The organism is Pleomorphochaeta naphthae, from assembly GCF_055396005.1.
The window spans coordinates 1,669,588-1,685,191 of the sequence record NZ_AP042457.1 but is presented as its reverse complement, the minus strand read 5'-3'; the positions used below and the strand labels follow the sequence as shown (position 1 = coordinate 1,685,191).

The window sequence follows — 15,604 nt, the reverse complement described above, 5'->3', positions numbered from 1 at the left end:
AGGAGGAGCTGCAAATGGACAATTTTGGAGCATGGGGCTTAATTCCCCCCATTTTAACTATAACTTTAGCGTTTGTAACAAAAGATGTAATTATTGCATTATTTTTAGGAATTTTATCAGGATCATTAATTGTCGCTGGTGGAAATATTTTTTTAGCAATTCTTAGTTTGACTGATATGTTAGCAGGAAGTTTAAATGATGGATGGAATATTAGGATCTTTTTATTCTGTGCATTGCTCGGTGGTTTAGTTGGTATGCTAAGTAGGACTGGAAGTGCAAGAGCTTTTGGACAATGGGCTGCAAAGAGACTACATAGCAAAAGAGCAAGCTTATTGATGACTTGGTTCTGTGGTATTATTATTTTTATTGATGACTATTTTAATTCATTAGCAGTTGGTACAGTTATGAGACCAATCACTGATAAAAACAAAATCCCAAGAGCAAAACTAGCCTATATTTTAGACTCGACAGCTGCACCTGTTTGTATAATTGTTCCAATTTCTTCATGGGTTATTACCGTTATGAGTTTAATAAAAGGATCTGAAGGCTTTTCTCAATTAGGTCTTTCAGAATTTGCTTTTTTCATGAAGAGTGTTCCTTTTAATGTTTACGCAATTTTAACATTAATTATGGTTGCAACGATTATCTTCACTTCAAGAGATTTTGGGGCTATGAAAAAAAGTGTAGATTTTGCTAAAGAAACTGGTAAATTATTTAATGAAGAATATGGACCAGCCCCTGGGGAAGTTGAACTTGATGGCGACTCAAATAAAAATAAAGCTAAACCAATGGATATGTTATTCCCAATTGTTGTTTTAATTGTATCAGCAGTTATCCTCTTTCCTTTAACAACTTGGTTAACTAGTGTAGATGGAACTACTATATTGAATTTAAATCAAGCTATGGCAACAATAAGTGTTGGTGAAGCTTTTAATAATACTGATGCTTCAATGGCATTATTTTATGCTGTTATAATTACTTTATTTTTAACTTATATATTTTATATAGCTCGTGGTTTATTCTCAATAAAAAGTGCTAGTGATTCTTTAATTGAAGGAATTAAGAGTATGGTTCCAGCCTTAATCATTTTAACAATGGCTTGGACTATTGGTGGTATTATTAAATACTCTCCTGAAGATGGAGGTTTAGGTTTAGCCTCATATCTTTCTGAAGCTGTGGTTGGAGGTGGTTTTCCTCTTTGGTTAGTTCCTATGATTGTTTTTGCCTTATCTGCCTTAATTTCATTTGCAACAGGAACATCTTGGGGTACTTTTGCAATAATGATTCCAATTGTTATGCCAATAGTAGTAGGATTAGGACAAGCAAATGCCCTAAACCAAGCACATTTAATTAATAGTTGTTTATTCAGTGTTAGTGCAGTTTTAGGTGGAGCAGTCTTTGGAGATCATGCTTCCCCTATAAGTGATACAACCATTCTCTCATCCACTGGAGCAAGCTGTCCACACTTAGAGCATGTAAGAACACAATTACCATATGCTTTAACTGTTGCAAGTTGTGTATTTATTGGATATTTTGTTGGTGGAATTATGAATATGAATATTGTAGCAACTTGGATTACATCTTTGATTTGTTTTATTCTAGCCATGGTTTTTTTACCAAAAATTTTAAGCAGTAAATAAAAAGACATATAATTGTATAGAGCCACTTGATATATATAGGTTGGCTCTTTTTTTATGTTGTTTATTATTTGTTAATATTATATTATTTAATAAAATATATTTAGTAGGGTAAAGGTATGAAAAGATTTGTTAAAATAACACCTAAAGTTGTAGAATACGCTTGGGGGAATAAAGACTTTATTCCTAGTTTAATTGGTATGCCAATTGATGAGAAGCCAAAGGCAGAAATGTGGATGGGAACTCATCCAGGAGCTCCATCACTTATCAGTGATACAAATCAAACTTTAGAAGATTTTTTAGTTGAAAATTCACATTTCTTTAGTATTGATCACCTAAAGCTTTACAATGACAAATTACCTTTTTTGTTTAAAGTATTAGCTATCGAAAAGCCTCTCTCTATTCAATGTCATCCAGATTTTAGAGAAGCTAAAATTGGATATGATAATGAGAGAGAATTCAGAAAATCAAATCCTAGAAATCTTTGGAATTATAAGGATGATAATAGAAAAGCTGAAGTAATTTATGCACTAACCCCTATTACAGCAATGTGTGGTTTTTTAAGTGATGAAGAAATAATTACTAATTTAAAAACTTATATTCCAAATGGTTTTGAAAAATATATTTCTTCTTTAATTCAAAATGGTTCAAATAATGCAAAAACTATTTTTGAATATATATATACAGTTGATGAAACTGTTTTAAAAGAACTAATAGATGAATTGCTAAAAAATGTAGATTCTTGTGAGAATAAGGTAGGGGAATTCTTCACTAAAGAAGGAATTATAAATAGGGTCAAAACAGAGTTTCCAACCGATAGGGGATTGTTTGCTCCACTTCTGTTAAATGTTGTTCATTTAAATAAAGGTGAGGCATTATACCTTGAACCAAGATTGTTACATGCTTATGTATATGGTAATGGTATAGAATTGATGAGTGCATCTGACAATGTTCTTAGAGGTGGTTTGACTAATAAGAAAATGGATGTTGATGAACTTATGAAAGTCATGATTGTTAAACCTTTAAAAATTAAACTATGTAAACAATATCTTGATGTAAATGGAAAAACAGTAGTAGATACACCAACTGATGAATTTACATTAGCAGTTTATAAAAAAGGTGAGTATGATATTAGAACAGATAACCTTGAGATGCTTTTATTCTTTGATGATAGCACAATAGAAATAAAAGGTGAGGTTATTCCTGTAAAAAAAGGTAGTGTTTATGTCATTGCAGCAAATACACATTTAAAATTATCTAATAGTGGAGATGTTTTTGTAGCAACTTGTTAGTTAGTTCAAATTTACTTGAATAGAGCTAGGATCTTTTTGATGCTAGCTCTATTTAGTTTTTGACTTAATTCTTTTACTGTATGAAAAATAGATATTTTTGATATTTGATTATCTATAAAAAATTTAGTAATATTTTTAGTTAAACATAAAAATTCTAATAAAAATACGCAAATTTCTTAAATAAAATCTTGTTAATGCAATATTACTATGTTATATTTTATTTATGGAAAATATAAAATTTATTGATTTATTAAATAGAGAATTAATTATTGCTATGGGGTGTACTGAACCTGCTGCAAGTGCCTTAGCAGGAGCGAGAGCTGCAGAGTTGTTAGAAGGGCCTGTTGATAAGATATTTATACAAACAAGCCGTGATATGGTTAAAAATGCTATGGGTGTTGGAATCCCTAACTGTAAATCAAAAGGAATTCCAGTTGCTGTTGCTCTGGGAGTTGCTGTCAAAAGTATTAAAAATGGCCTTGGAATTTTATCAGAAGTAACTGAAGAGCAAAAGAAAATAGCATCTACCTACAATGTATCTTTAGAAATGGTTGAAGATGTTCCACCATTATATATTAAAGTTGAACTTTCTAATGATATGCACAAAACAATTGCTATTGTTAGTGGGAATCATTCATATTTTTCTTATCTCCAAAAAGATGATGAAGTTTTAATTGATGCTCCACTTGGAAAGGTTTCTAATACTAATGATTCTTCTTTTATGGCAGATGTAACTTTAGAAGAGATTGTAAGTTTTGCTAATGAATTACCGAGAGAAACAGTTTCTTTACTTATCAGCTCTGCTAAAACTAATTTAGCCATTTCTAAACATGCCCTAACTACAGAGTATGGATTAGCTGTTGGCAAAAATACATATGAAAATTTAAATGATCCTCCACAAAGTTTAGATGAGGCTTTATCCTTAGGAGCTACACTTTCGGCAAGTGCATCCGATGCTAGAATGGCAGGTTGTCCTCTCCCTGTAGTTATTAATAGCGGAAGTGGAAATCAAGGAATAACAATTACTTTACCTATATATAATTTAGGAAAATATTTGAAGAAAAGTAAATTAGAAATAGCAAGTGCTTTAGCAATTGGTGAATTAGTTGGATTATGTTTGACTGCAAAAAAAGATAGGTTATCTGCACTTTGTGGAGCATTTACAGCTGCTATTGGAACAGCATGTGGTTTAGTTTATCTTCAAGGTGGAAATATAGACACTATGAACAAAGCAATCAATGTAATGATTGCTAACTTAACCGGAATAATTTGTGATGGAGCTAAAATGACTTGTGCTCTTAAGATTTATTCCTGTGTTCAAAGTGCTAACCTAGCAAGCCAACTTGCTCTTAGGGGATCTGCTCCTGGAGAAGAGAGTGGTATTGTTGGAATGGATTGTGTTCAGAGTTTTGATTATCTATCTAGAATAAGTCATGAAGGAATGGCACAAACTGATAAAACAATATTAGCAATTATGTTAGAAAAACAAAAAGAAAGAGAAGAAAAGTGTTAATTATAAAATAAAAGGATGCTATTTAAATTTTAGCATCCTTATTTTCTATCCTTTTACTCCAGATAGTGCTATACCTTGTATAAAATATTTTTGCAAGAAAATAAATAACACTATTATAGGAATTGTTGCCATAGTTGCCCCTGCCATAATTTGGTTATAGAATATTCTATTTTGTCCTTGTAATAAAGAAATACCAACAGACAAAACTCTAGAATTATCTGAGGAACTAATTATTAAAGGCCAAAGATAATCATTCCAAGAGTACATTACTGTGAAAATCAATAAAGAAATCAAAGCAGAACCTGTTAATGGTAAATATAATTTTCTAAAGCGACCAAAAAAAAATAACCATCAATTCTACCAGCTTCTAGATATTCATTAGGTAATGATAGATAATATTGTCTAAGTAAAAACATCCCAAAAGCACTAAACATTCCAGGTAAGGTTACACCTAATAAAGTATCGATTAATCCTAAAAATCTCATGATAATGTTCTTTTGTACAAGACTCATTTGTGGTGGAATTATCAAAACTGATAATAGGAGTAAAAATATTATATTTTTACCTTTAAACCTTATTTTTGCAAACGAGAAAGCTGCCATAGAACAAAAGATAAGTTGCGCTATAGTTCTCATTATTGTTAGCATTATTGTATTAGAGTAATATTTTAAAAAAGGAATTACTTTAAGAACCTCTGTGTAGGGTGTAAATAAAATTTTCTCTAGTAAGAAACTTGGTGGAACTTTCGTCAATTCTGTTGTTGATTTTAAAGACGATAAAATCATCCAAATAAATGGAATAGCTGTCATAATTCCAAAAATTAGTAATTTTTTATATTTGGATTTTAAGTCTCTACCTTTTTTAAAGCATCATCGATAACTGGCTTTTATTCATTGTCCCAATACATTAATTATAAAGCCACTTCTTTCTCTTCTTCTTTACTCTAAGCAAACATTGGTACCATTAAAGTTACCAAAAACATAAATAATGTTATGTTTTTTTTCATAATTTTCGTCCATAAAAATATAGTTTTATTCTAGTTTTCTATATTTATCATTTAACATGGATTTGTGAGCTTCAAATGCCATCTTATGAGATTGCAAAGATTGGTTTATTGAAGTTTCTAAAGGGTAGTTATCTTTGTCTTGAAGATGCTTAATCAAATCACTCATGAAGTGAGAATCTCCACCACCATGACCATCTGCGATGAGGGAAGGGTGCTCAATTAGTTTTCTCTCTCCTGTTGAAAAGCTATAAGCTTCTATCTCATCCGTAATCATATTGCCTCTAATTTCGCCATTTTCAAGCATGATTTTTATAGTTCTTGAAGTATCTTTAGTGTAAGCACTCATAGTAAATGCTACAGTAACATCATTTTTAAATTTCATTGCAACTACCTGATGTTCTGTCATATTATTATCGCAGGCAAATACACATCTACCATATGGGCCATTATCAAGTGCTTCAATAATACCTTTTTCAGATAAATCTGTAGTAATAATATTAACTGGCCACCCTTTATTTCCTGTTAAATAAATTTTAGGGGCGTAATATGGGCAAGTAGTGCTATGGGGACATCCATTTAGACATCTATCAGGTGCATTTTTTGGTTTGTTTTTTCCAGAAAAATATCCCTTACTTCCAAAAGATGATATTTCTGTACAATCGGAACCAATTAAGTAAAGTAAGATATCCATATCATGGCAACTTTTAGCTAAAATCATAGGGGTAGATGACTTTTCATCTCTCCAATTTCCTCGAACAAAGCTATGAGAATAATGAATATTTCCAATATTCTCATTATGTTGTATTCCAATTATTTTTCCATATTCATTAGATTTAATTAAAGCTTTGATTGACTTAAAAAATGATGTATATCTGAGAACATGGGCTATTGCTACACTAACACCTTTTTCATTTGCTTTATTTGCTATAATTTGGCATTCCTCATATGTGGGAGCAATAGGTTTTTCCAATAATAAATTATACCCTTTTTCAATAGCTGCAAGGGCTGGTTCAAAATGCATTCTATCTTGAGTACATACACAAACTAAATCAGCAAATTTTTCTCTCATGAAAACATCTTGCCAAGATTTAAAACTATTTTCTTTTGGAATATTGTGTTTTTGTACCATCAGCTTTCTTTTTTCTTCATCAGGTTCAGCTACAGCTATTATTTGAATTTCATGTGGATTTTTATAGGCATAATCTCCATAAGTATATTGGCCTCTTCCTCCAGCACCTAAAATAATTGCTTTTATTTTTTTCATTTTCCTACCTCAGTTGTTTAAGTATGTTTATATTTTAAATTAGTTTTATTGATTAAAAAATGACAAAAATTACTTGATTTTTGTCATATCCGTGTATATTCTTAGTTATGGTAGATAGAAACGATTTAGTAAATAATTATAAAATTATTAAAAATCCAAGAGATTATTTTAAAGGAAAAGGTCATTTAATTTTACCTGTTCCTGATAACATTATCTGTTTTGTAAGAAAAAATTACGGAAATGATGGGTTATCTAATGCCGTACAATCTCATCATAGGTATGTTTGTATATTCAACTTACTAGATTCTTTAGATGTAATAATTGATGGTAAATTACAAAGAATCAATAAAGATGAAGGGTTAATCCTTTTACCTTATCAGTATCATAAATTTCCAATTCCTAAGAAACAAAATAATATTTTTGCAATTTTTATTACTTTTGAGATGGAATGTGATACATACTTTGAATCATTTAGATTGAATAATTTTAAGCTTGATCAACAAGTTTTTAATTTATTAAATCAGTTTTTTTATATTTATAATGATAATCAGAAGGGTGTAATTCCATTAGTTCTTGCACAGTTGCTTCTTCATATATATCAAAACACGGACTTAGTGAGTAAAGAGACATCAATAAAGTTAATGCGAGATAATTTATTGCAGAAGATAATTACTACAATAAACTCAGATTTACATGCAAATGTTATTGAAATTGCTAATAAATTAGGATATTCAGAAAGTCATTTAAGACGATATTTTAAAAAAGAGATGGGTATGACTTTAGGAAGATATATTATCGAGCTTAGAATTTCAAAATCAGTTTTCTATTTATTTAAATATAATTATAGTATCTCTGAAATTGCTGAATTGTGTGGATATGATTCTATATATTCATTTAGTAGGACTTTTAAAAAAGTAGTTCATTATTCACCATCTGTGTTTAGATCTGTTATCAAAAAAAATCCAGATATGCTTATTGATTATGGTATGAAATAAGTGAAGTTTGAAGAAAATATTTTCATAAAAAAAGGTTGTAAGAATATTTTTCAATTCTCACAACCTTTATTTATTAATCTATAGTAAAAGCAAATCCCATAAATTTAGCACGTTTTGTTTGATAATTATTTTGTAGAGATTGTCCATCGTAATATTGATATGCTAATCTCATTCTTTGTCCATTTTTTCCTGGTGGGAATATAATACCAATTTCTAGATTAGTATTAGCAGCATAAGCTGTTTGTTGCCAATGGCTTCTTTGTGCTGCAACAAAAAGTGATCCAAACTCTTTGTTATCAATAGGTATTTCTAATTCAAAACCATATTGGAACCAATGATATGAATGCACATTTGGATCATTCATTCTACTACTAATTTCTAATCCTCCAGGGACATAAAAATTATAGTCACCATAAACTCTTAATAATTTTGAAAAGGTTGGGAAGAAAGGATTTAAGAAATGTAAAGGTTCAAAATAGCCAGAAATCATATAGTCATCTCGAACATAATTGCTTTCATTAGAATAAATATTATTGTCATAGTCATTATATTTAGAACCATCACCATTTGTATCTAATTGGTCTCCTTGGTGAGAACAAATATGATGTTTAGCTAACCTTAATCCTCCCCAATCTACAGGTTTAATAGCTAAGGAAAAATAATAGATACCATCCATCCCTAATAAATCAGTTCCATGAGTGTTCATGAATGTACAAATGGCTAACCCCCAATCCATTTCAATACCTAAGTTAGGGTTATTAATTGGAGATATTCTCCAGAAGTTAAATCTTGTACCTATATTTACATCAAAGTGATCTTCAGTCCCATCAGATGTTGGATGGATTTCCTCAATTTGATATTTTCTATATGTAATTTTAGTATTTACGGCTAAAGGGTCAGCAAGATAAGAAGGATATAAAAACTCATCTGGAAGACTTGTGAAACTCAAGTTTAGGAATTCAATATTATGAGGTTCATTAGATTTTGCATTAATAGGTAAAATGGTTAAAATTGCAATTAATAATATAGTTCCTCTTTTCATTTTATTCTTCCTCCCCTGTTTTTTCGATAGTCCAAACATCATTTTGTGGACCACTGCTAGAATAACCACCGATTAAATATATTTTTTCATTAAAGAGTACTGTTTGATAACCATACCTTGGCTCAACAATTGCTCCATCTGAATCTGTTGTCCAAGAGTTATTATCTATAGAATAATAAACAGTGGAGTAATTTCTTGTTTTTTCTGAGAAAGTAAGTGAACTATTACTTTTTCCTGAGAACATCCAAATTCTATTGTCATAGTAAATTAAGGAATGATTGCTTCTTGTATAGGCATTATCAGGTGTTTCTCCTGTATTTGCCCAAGTTTCATTTGTTAAATCAAATTTCCATAACTTTTCCCAATTAGTAACTGATTCGTCAGTCCTTCCTGAACTAGATTGTTTAGCATCTTTAAAAGAGCCACCTTGTAAGTAAAATGCATCATCAGTTTTACAATATGCAAAAGAGGCTCTTGCTCCTAATCCCATATCATCTGTTACTGGAGTCCAAGTTTCTCCGTCAGTTGATTTATACATATCTCCATAGTATGTATTATCATCTGCATTAAAACCACCAAAAATATAAAGAGCATCGTCACTACTTAACATTCCATGATAAGCTCTAGCATTCCAAGAGGTTGAGGAAGTTACCTCAGTCCAATTCTCGCCATCACTAGTTGTCCAAACATCATTTACATAACCTCTATCACCAGTCTCTTCATCTACTCTAAAACCTCCAGCTATATACAAATTATCATCTAAAACAGCAGCCGCCATTCCTCGTCTACCTTTCCAAGGGGCATCATCAGTAACTTTTTCCCAAGTAATGCCATCTTCACTTCTATATACATCTTCTTTGTAGCTATCTTCATCACCTCTAGCAGAGCTATCGTAGCCACCCATTACATAAATATAATCTTGAAATACGATTGCTACAAAATCTTGTCTATTAGAAAATTCAGCATTTTGGACTATTCTAGTTGGAGTTAATTCTCCATCGTAAGATTCAAAAGTATATTGTGAATATGGGATAATGAAAGACCCATCACAACCAAAAAAGAATAAGGGGATAAGTAAAAAAAGTAATGCACATTTTTTCATAGTAACCTTCCTGAACTTTATTTACCTAAAATATTAAACATTAGTAATAATTTAGTGTGTAGTTTTATGAATTAACTTGGATATTATAACAAATATATTTATTAAATAAAGTGAAAATATTATATTTAAAACTTTTTTTATTATATTTTTTTGTTATATAAAAGAAACTTGGTTACAATCTATTTGTTACATTATAATTTCAATAAAATTTTTAAATTTGAAAAATTAAATTAAACTTTTAACTTGTATTAAAATTTGACAATTTCAATTTAAAAATGAAAATTTATTGCAGGTTTTATAAAAAAAATATTTTTCCTATTGACAATAAAGGCTAAATTATATAGGTTAACAAATGTCTTTAAGGGGGCGTAGCGAAGATGGTTATCGCGTCGGCCTGTCACGCCGAAGATCGCGGGTTCGATCCCCGTCGCTCTCGATAAAGCTCTTTACAATTTGTAAGGGGCTTTTTTTATTTTTATATATCATTTGCTTTTAAGTTTAACTAATCTCGGTTAAAATTATTTTAAAGGAATAATAAGGCTAATTGTCTTTAATTTATTCTTTTGGGGTAATTAGATATCATCTTCGATTAGGTGGTAATTCGAAATTAAATATATTTAGGATAAAAAAGTGAAAAATGATTTTGAATTAATTAAGCATTATTTAAGAATTGATAGAGAAACCTTTAATCGAGAGATTAGAAATGAAGCATTTGATACTCTAAAAAAGAAATCCCATTTTCATGTTTATACAGGGGGATTATTAGCTTTAACGAATAATTGTGTAAATAATTGTCATTATTGTGGATTAAATCGAGATAATGGGGAAATTCGTAGATTTACTTTAGACGATAAAACAGTAATTAAATCTATTAAACTTGTTAAAAAAATGGGTTTAAAGAGAATTCTTCTAATTGGAGGAGAAAATCCTAAAATATCTATTTCTCAATATTTGAAATATATTGAAGAAGCTAAAAAAAATGATTTAGAAATAAATATTGCCATGGGTGTTTTTACAAAAAGTGAATATAAACAGCTAAAAGATACAGGTTTAGATTATTATACTATAAAGTTTGAATCTTCGAATCCTAATGTATTTAATTCTAGTAATCCTGATATAACCTTTGAAGATAGAATGAAAGCAATTAGGGAAGTTAAAGAAGTTGGACTAAAGTTAGGTACAGGTAGCATTGTAGGACTAAAAGGTCAAAGTTTTGATGACATTGTAAGAGATATACAATTAACAAAAGAGTTAGAAGCTGATTGGGTGCCTATAGTCCCATATATACCAGCTAAAAACACAATTATGGCTAAAGATACTCCATTTGGTAATGTAGACCTTTTACTTAGAAGTATTTCATTATTAAGATTGCTTCTTCCAACTTCACAAATTACAGCTGGTCAGCCTACACAGGATTCTAAAGAAGGTTTTGCTGATAAAAAAGGAAATATTGAAGCCTTAAAACATGGGGCAAATAAACTATTTGTTGAAGTAACCCCAATGGCAATGAGAGGGGAGTTTGAAATAATAGAAGGTAGAAAATTATTTCAAATTGAAAATATTGAAAATATGATAAAAAGTGTTGGACTTGAAAGATTTTAATTGAGGAAAAGAAAGTTTATGAAAATTATGGTTGGAATGAGTGGTGGAATTGACTCCGCAGTAACTGCATATTTATTAAAAGAAAAGGGCTATGATGTTAAAGCAATTACTATGCTTTTAGGTAAAGGCAATAGCCAATTAAAAAATGCGAAAAAGTCAAATTATTGTTTCGCCCCAAATAAAGAAGATGAATTAAAAAAAGTTAAAGAAATCTGTGAAAAATTAGATATTGAAAGTATTTTATTAGATTTATCCTCTAATTTTGAGAATACTGTACTGCAAAATTTTAAAGACGAATATTTAAATGGAAGAACTCCTAATCCTTGTGTGTGGTGTAATGCTAAAATAAAATTTAAGGCTATGCTTGAAGAAGCTGAAAAACAAGGTATTGAGTTTGATAAATTTGCAACGGGTCATTATGCTAGAATTATAGAAAAAAATGGTCGCTATTGTTTATATAGAGGTAAAGATTTAAAGAAAGATCAAAGCTACTTTTTATATAGATTAACTCAAGATCAGCTTTCTAAAGTCCTTTTTCCTTTAGGGGATTATGTAAAAGATGAAGTTAGAGCTATTGATGTGAAGTTAGGTTTTCATGAAGAAAAACAAACCGAAAGTCAAGATTTTTATGATGGCGATTATACAGAGTTATTAAATGTAGAGAGTAAAGAAGGAAATATTGTAAATAAAGATGGAAAAATACTAGGAAAACACAAAGGCTTATTCCATTACACAATAGGACAACGAAAAGGTTTAGGTATTGCTGCAGATAGACCTTTATATGTTTTAGAATTAGATACTTTTAAAAATGAAGTTGTAGTTGGTTATCAAGAAGAAACTTTTAATAATATAGTTGAAGCTAAGGACATTGTTTGGGGATCTAGAGAAAGCATAAATGAAGAAAAGTTAGATGCTAAAATTAGAAGTACTGGACAACCAAGTAAGGCAACTGTCTCAACGTATATAGATACAGATGGAAATCAAGTATTAGTTGCTAAATTTGATGAGCCAATTCAAGCTGCTACTCTTGGTCAATCTTTAGTTATTTACGATGGTGATGAAGTTGTAGCGGGTGGTATTATTTCAAACACAAAATAATTGGTAAAAAATGTAAATTTTTATATACAAATCTATATAAGTGAGTTATAATTTTATTCGTAATTGATTATTCTTCATGAATTTAATATTTTATATAGGCGGCCAGATAAAAACTCAAAATTTTTATTTGGCTTTATGTTTGTTTTTATTAATATTCTTTTTTCATTAGATATTAAGTTAAAATTTATACAATACTACTGTAAATTTTGATTAAAGAACAATAAATGTTGTTTCTTTTCTTTCTTTATGTTTAAATAAGTTGAAATCGAATTTAGGAGATGTTTATGAGAGTTATAATTGAGAAAGATTATAATGATTTATCAGCTTGGGCCGCTAGATACATTGCAAATCAGATAAATGAAGCAGCCCCTTCAAAAGATAAACCTTTTGTCCTTGGCCTTCCTACAGGTTCCACACCTTTAGCAACTTATAAAGAATTAATACGATTATATAATACTAACTATGTTTCATTCGAAAATGTTGTTACTTTTAACATGGATGAATATGTGGGCTTAGATGAAAATCATCCACAAAGTTATCATTATTTTATGTGGAATAATTTTTTTTCGCACGTTAATGTAAAAAAAGAAAATGTCAATATTTTAAATGGTATGGCTAAAGATTTAGATAGTGAATGTATTCGTTATGAAGATAAAATTAAAAGCTATGGTGGAATCGATTTATTTTTAGGGGGAATTGGAGTTGATGGCCATATCGCTTTTAATGAACCTTTCTCATCCTTAACCTCTCGAACTAGAGTCAAAACTTTAACATATGATACAATTGTAGTTAATAGTAGATTTTTTGATAATGATGTTTCTAAAGTTCCAAATACTGCGCTTACAGTGGGTGTAGAAACTATCACTAGTGCTAAAAGTGTAATTATACTAGTAAATGGACATAACAAGGCTAACGCATTAAAATTGAGCGTTGAGGGCCCAGTTTCTCAATCATGTACAGGTAGTGTTTTACAACTACATAAAAAAGCTCTTTTCGTTGTAGATGAATCTGCTTGTGATGAGCTTAAAGTTGGCACTTATAAATATTTCAAGGATATAGAAAAATCGAATCTGGATCCTAATGTTCTTTTAAAATAATAATTTTTTTGCCTTTTTTTAGTAGTTTTTAAAAAGGCATTTTTTTTTGTACTTGAATTAATGTTTTATTATTGGTAAAAATAAGGAAAACATTTTAAAGGATAACTGCTATGAACATTGTATGTCTTGATTTAGAAGGGGTGTTAGTACCTGAAATTTGGATTGCGTTTAGTGAGGAAACAGGTATAGAAAAACTTAAATTAACTACCCGTGATGAGCCTGATTATGATAAATTAATGAGATATAGATTAGATATCTTAAAAAGTCATAATTTAAAATTAACTGATATTCAAAATACAATTAGTAAAATAAAAGTTCTAGATGGTGCAAAGGAATTTTTAGATGAACTTAGAACTTTAACTCAAGTTGTTATTTTAAGTGATACATTTAGTGAATTTGCTGCTCCTCTTATGAAACAATTAGGTTATCCAACTATTTTATGCAATGAATTAGTTGTAGATGAAAATAATATGATTGTTGATTATAAATTAAGAGCAAAAGATGGTAAACGTAAAGCCATTGACGCTTTTAAGAGTTTGAATTTTAGAACTTTTGCTGCTGGGGATTCATATAATGATTTATCTATGATTCATAAAGCTGATGGAGGTTGTTTATTTAGAGCTCCTAAAACAATTTTAGAAAAAGAAAAGTCTTTGAAATTAACTACAACTTATGATGAATTCTTGTCTGAAATTAAAGCTTTTTTAAATAATAATTAATAAATGAAAAAAATAGAAAAGAAAATATTAGGATCATTAATAGTATTAATAATTAGTATAATCATTGGGTTTTCACTACTTTCAGTAATTTATACTGGTAGTGCCCTAGTTGAAGCTATAGTTGCTATCATTGTGATAGTAGTATTAATAATATTATTGGTCCTTTTTAAGAACTTTTATAATGATTTTAAAGATACATAGTTAAAAATTTATTTTATTTATTGTATTTACAAGTAGTATTTCTAATAACTAATGTAGGATCTAAAATAATTCGTTCTGCTTTTTCAGATGGGTTTTCAATTTGCTTAATGATTAATTTTACAGCTTGTTCACTCATTTTTTGAACATGCTGATCTACAGTTGTAAGATTAATATCATATAATGATGAAAAATTAATATTATCAAACCCAATAATTGATAAATCTTCAGGAATCCTTATTGAATTTTCTCTACAACATTCAATAAAGCCAATGGCAGATAAATCATTTCCTATAACAATTCCTTTAGGTTTGTTTTTTAGGTTTTTAATATATTTTTTTGCCAAATTATATCCGGTATCAAGTTTCAAATCAGTTTCCAAAACAAATTCTTCTTTGAAAGGTATGTTGTAATTTTCAAGTGCTTTTAAATAGCCCTCATACCTTAAAATTGAAGCTGAAGATTCAACAGTTCCTTTTATATATGCAATTCTAGGAAAGCCTAATTCAATTAGATGCATTGTAGCAATATAGCCAGCTTTGAAATTATCTAAAATAACTGAATTCGTTTTAAAATCATTTATATCAAGCATCCTATTTACAAGAACTAGGGGGATTTTTTCTTCTTGCAATTTCTCACTTAATGCACTTTTTCTTGCTGTTAATAAAATAAGCCCTGCAAAATTAGAACTTACAATTGTTGTAATAAATTCTTTTTCTTTTTCTGCATTATTTTCGCTATTGAAAACAACTAGCATATATCCTTTTTCAATTAGATATCTTTGAATATAAAATGCCAAATCAGCATAAAAAGGATTCCTTATATCACTTAATATTAATGCAACTATTTTTAGAGCACCTTTACTTAAGCTCCTTGCTATAGTATTAGGACTGTATCCAATTTCTTGGATATATGAATTGATTTTATCCTTTAACTCTTTACCTACACCAGGAGAGTTATTCATTGCTCGAGAAACTGTGGATTTAGATACGCCTAAATCTTTGGCTATTGCTGTAATTGTCATTTTTTTAGACATTTA

General features: G+C 29.5%; 15 protein-coding genes and 1 tRNA gene. 10 read left to right on the top strand and 6 right to left on the bottom strand.

What is annotated here, in order from left to right; all coding sequences use genetic code 11:
• Nucleotides 1-14: 14 nt before the first annotated feature.
• The 3 genes from ACZ5SO_RS07685 (at nt 15) to ACZ5SO_RS07675 (ending at nt 4,442) form a co-directional block, all read left to right on the top strand.
• Nucleotides 15-1,640 carry a Na+/H+ antiporter NhaC family protein gene (locus ACZ5SO_RS07685; RefSeq protein WP_464627788.1) on the top strand — a complete coding sequence of 542 codons (1,626 nt, stop codon included), beginning with the start codon at nt 15-17 and terminating at the stop codon, nt 1,638-1,640.
• Nucleotides 1,641-1,756: 116 nt separating this feature from the next.
• Nucleotides 1,757-2,929 carry a mannose-6-phosphate isomerase, class I gene (manA, locus tag ACZ5SO_RS07680; protein WP_464627787.1) on the top strand — a complete coding sequence of 391 codons (1,173 nt, stop codon included), beginning with the start codon at nt 1,757-1,759 and terminating at the stop codon, nt 2,927-2,929.
• 223 nt (nt 2,930-3,152) lie between these two features.
• The gene (locus ACZ5SO_RS07675; protein ID WP_464627786.1) at nt 3,153-4,442 is read left to right on the top strand and encodes an L-cysteine desulfidase family protein; all 1,290 of its coding nucleotides are present in this window, start codon (nt 3,153-3,155) and stop codon (nt 4,440-4,442) included.
• Between the two features lie 45 nt (nt 4,443-4,487).
• Here the strand turns inward: ACZ5SO_RS07675 and ACZ5SO_RS07670 are convergent, their stop codons facing one another.
• The 3 genes from ACZ5SO_RS07670 to ACZ5SO_RS07660 form a co-directional block, all read right to left on the bottom strand.
• Nucleotides 4,488-4,736 (bottom strand): hypothetical protein, encoded by a 249-nt coding sequence (locus ACZ5SO_RS07670; RefSeq protein WP_464627785.1) that lies wholly within the window; start codon nt 4,734-4,736, stop codon nt 4,488-4,490.
• An 11-nt stretch (nt 4,737-4,747) separates the two neighbouring features.
• Nucleotides 4,748-5,251, bottom strand: a complete 504-nt coding sequence (locus tag ACZ5SO_RS07665) for a carbohydrate ABC transporter permease (RefSeq protein ID WP_464627784.1) — start codon at nt 5,249-5,251, stop codon at nt 4,748-4,750.
• A 222-nt stretch (nt 5,252-5,473) separates the two neighbouring features.
• Entirely contained in the window at nt 5,474-6,712 is a 1,239-nt protein-coding gene (locus tag ACZ5SO_RS07660) for a Gfo/Idh/MocA family protein (RefSeq protein WP_464627783.1), read from the bottom strand.
• A 107-nt stretch (nt 6,713-6,819) separates the two neighbouring features.
• Here ACZ5SO_RS07660 and ACZ5SO_RS07655 point away from each other — a divergent pair, with 107 nt between their 5' ends.
• Nucleotides 6,820-7,707: a helix-turn-helix transcriptional regulator gene (locus ACZ5SO_RS07655; RefSeq protein WP_464627782.1), complete on the top strand. Its 888-nt coding sequence runs from the start codon at nt 6,820-6,822 to the stop codon at nt 7,705-7,707.
• Between the two features lie 73 nt (nt 7,708-7,780).
• On the opposite strand, the gene ACZ5SO_RS07650 is transcribed toward ACZ5SO_RS07655, so the two are convergent.
• Nucleotides 7,781-8,749, bottom strand: a complete 969-nt coding sequence (locus tag ACZ5SO_RS07650; protein ID WP_464627781.1) for a DUF1207 domain-containing protein — start codon at nt 8,747-8,749, stop codon at nt 7,781-7,783.
• A gap of 1 nt (nt 8,750) precedes the next feature.
• Nucleotides 8,751-9,851: a Kelch repeat-containing protein gene (locus tag ACZ5SO_RS07645; RefSeq protein WP_464627780.1), complete on the bottom strand. Its 1,101-nt coding sequence runs from the start codon at nt 9,849-9,851 to the stop codon at nt 8,751-8,753.
• Between the two features lie 362 nt (nt 9,852-10,213).
• Between ACZ5SO_RS07645 and ACZ5SO_RS07640 the strand changes: the two genes are divergently transcribed.
• The 6 genes from ACZ5SO_RS07640 to ACZ5SO_RS07615 all read left to right on the top strand — a co-directional run bounded on the left by ACZ5SO_RS07640 (nt 10,214) and on the right by ACZ5SO_RS07615 (nt 14,568).
• Nucleotides 10,214-10,287 (top strand) — tRNA-Asp (locus tag ACZ5SO_RS07640).
• A 194-nt stretch (nt 10,288-10,481) separates the two neighbouring features.
• Nucleotides 10,482-11,453, top strand: a complete 972-nt coding sequence (locus ACZ5SO_RS07635) for a radical SAM protein (protein WP_464627779.1) — start codon at nt 10,482-10,484, stop codon at nt 11,451-11,453.
• Nucleotides 11,454-12,551: a tRNA 2-thiouridine(34) synthase MnmA gene (gene mnmA, locus ACZ5SO_RS07630; RefSeq protein ID WP_464627778.1), complete on the top strand. Its 1,098-nt coding sequence runs from the start codon at nt 11,454-11,456 to the stop codon at nt 12,549-12,551. It abuts the gene before it with no gap.
• Nucleotides 12,552-12,835: 284 nt separating this feature from the next.
• Complete coding sequence (gene nagB / locus ACZ5SO_RS07625) at nt 12,836-13,648, top strand: glucosamine-6-phosphate deaminase (protein ID WP_464627777.1); 813 nt, start codon at nt 12,836-12,838, stop codon at nt 13,646-13,648.
• Between the two features lie 110 nt (nt 13,649-13,758).
• Nucleotides 13,759-14,367, top strand: coding sequence for a bifunctional phosphoserine phosphatase/homoserine phosphotransferase ThrH (thrH, locus tag ACZ5SO_RS07620; protein ID WP_464627776.1), 609 nt, complete (start codon nt 13,759-13,761; stop codon nt 14,365-14,367).
• Between the two features lie 3 nt (nt 14,368-14,370).
• Nucleotides 14,371-14,568, top strand: coding sequence for a hypothetical protein (locus ACZ5SO_RS07615; protein WP_464627775.1), 198 nt, complete (start codon nt 14,371-14,373; stop codon nt 14,566-14,568).
• A 13-nt stretch (nt 14,569-14,581) separates the two neighbouring features.
• Here the strand turns inward: ACZ5SO_RS07615 and ACZ5SO_RS07610 are convergent, their stop codons facing one another.
• Complete coding sequence (locus tag ACZ5SO_RS07610) at nt 14,582-15,601, bottom strand: LacI family DNA-binding transcriptional regulator (RefSeq protein WP_464627774.1); 1,020 nt, start codon at nt 15,599-15,601, stop codon at nt 14,582-14,584.
• Between the last annotated feature and the right edge of the window lie 3 nt (nt 15,602-15,604).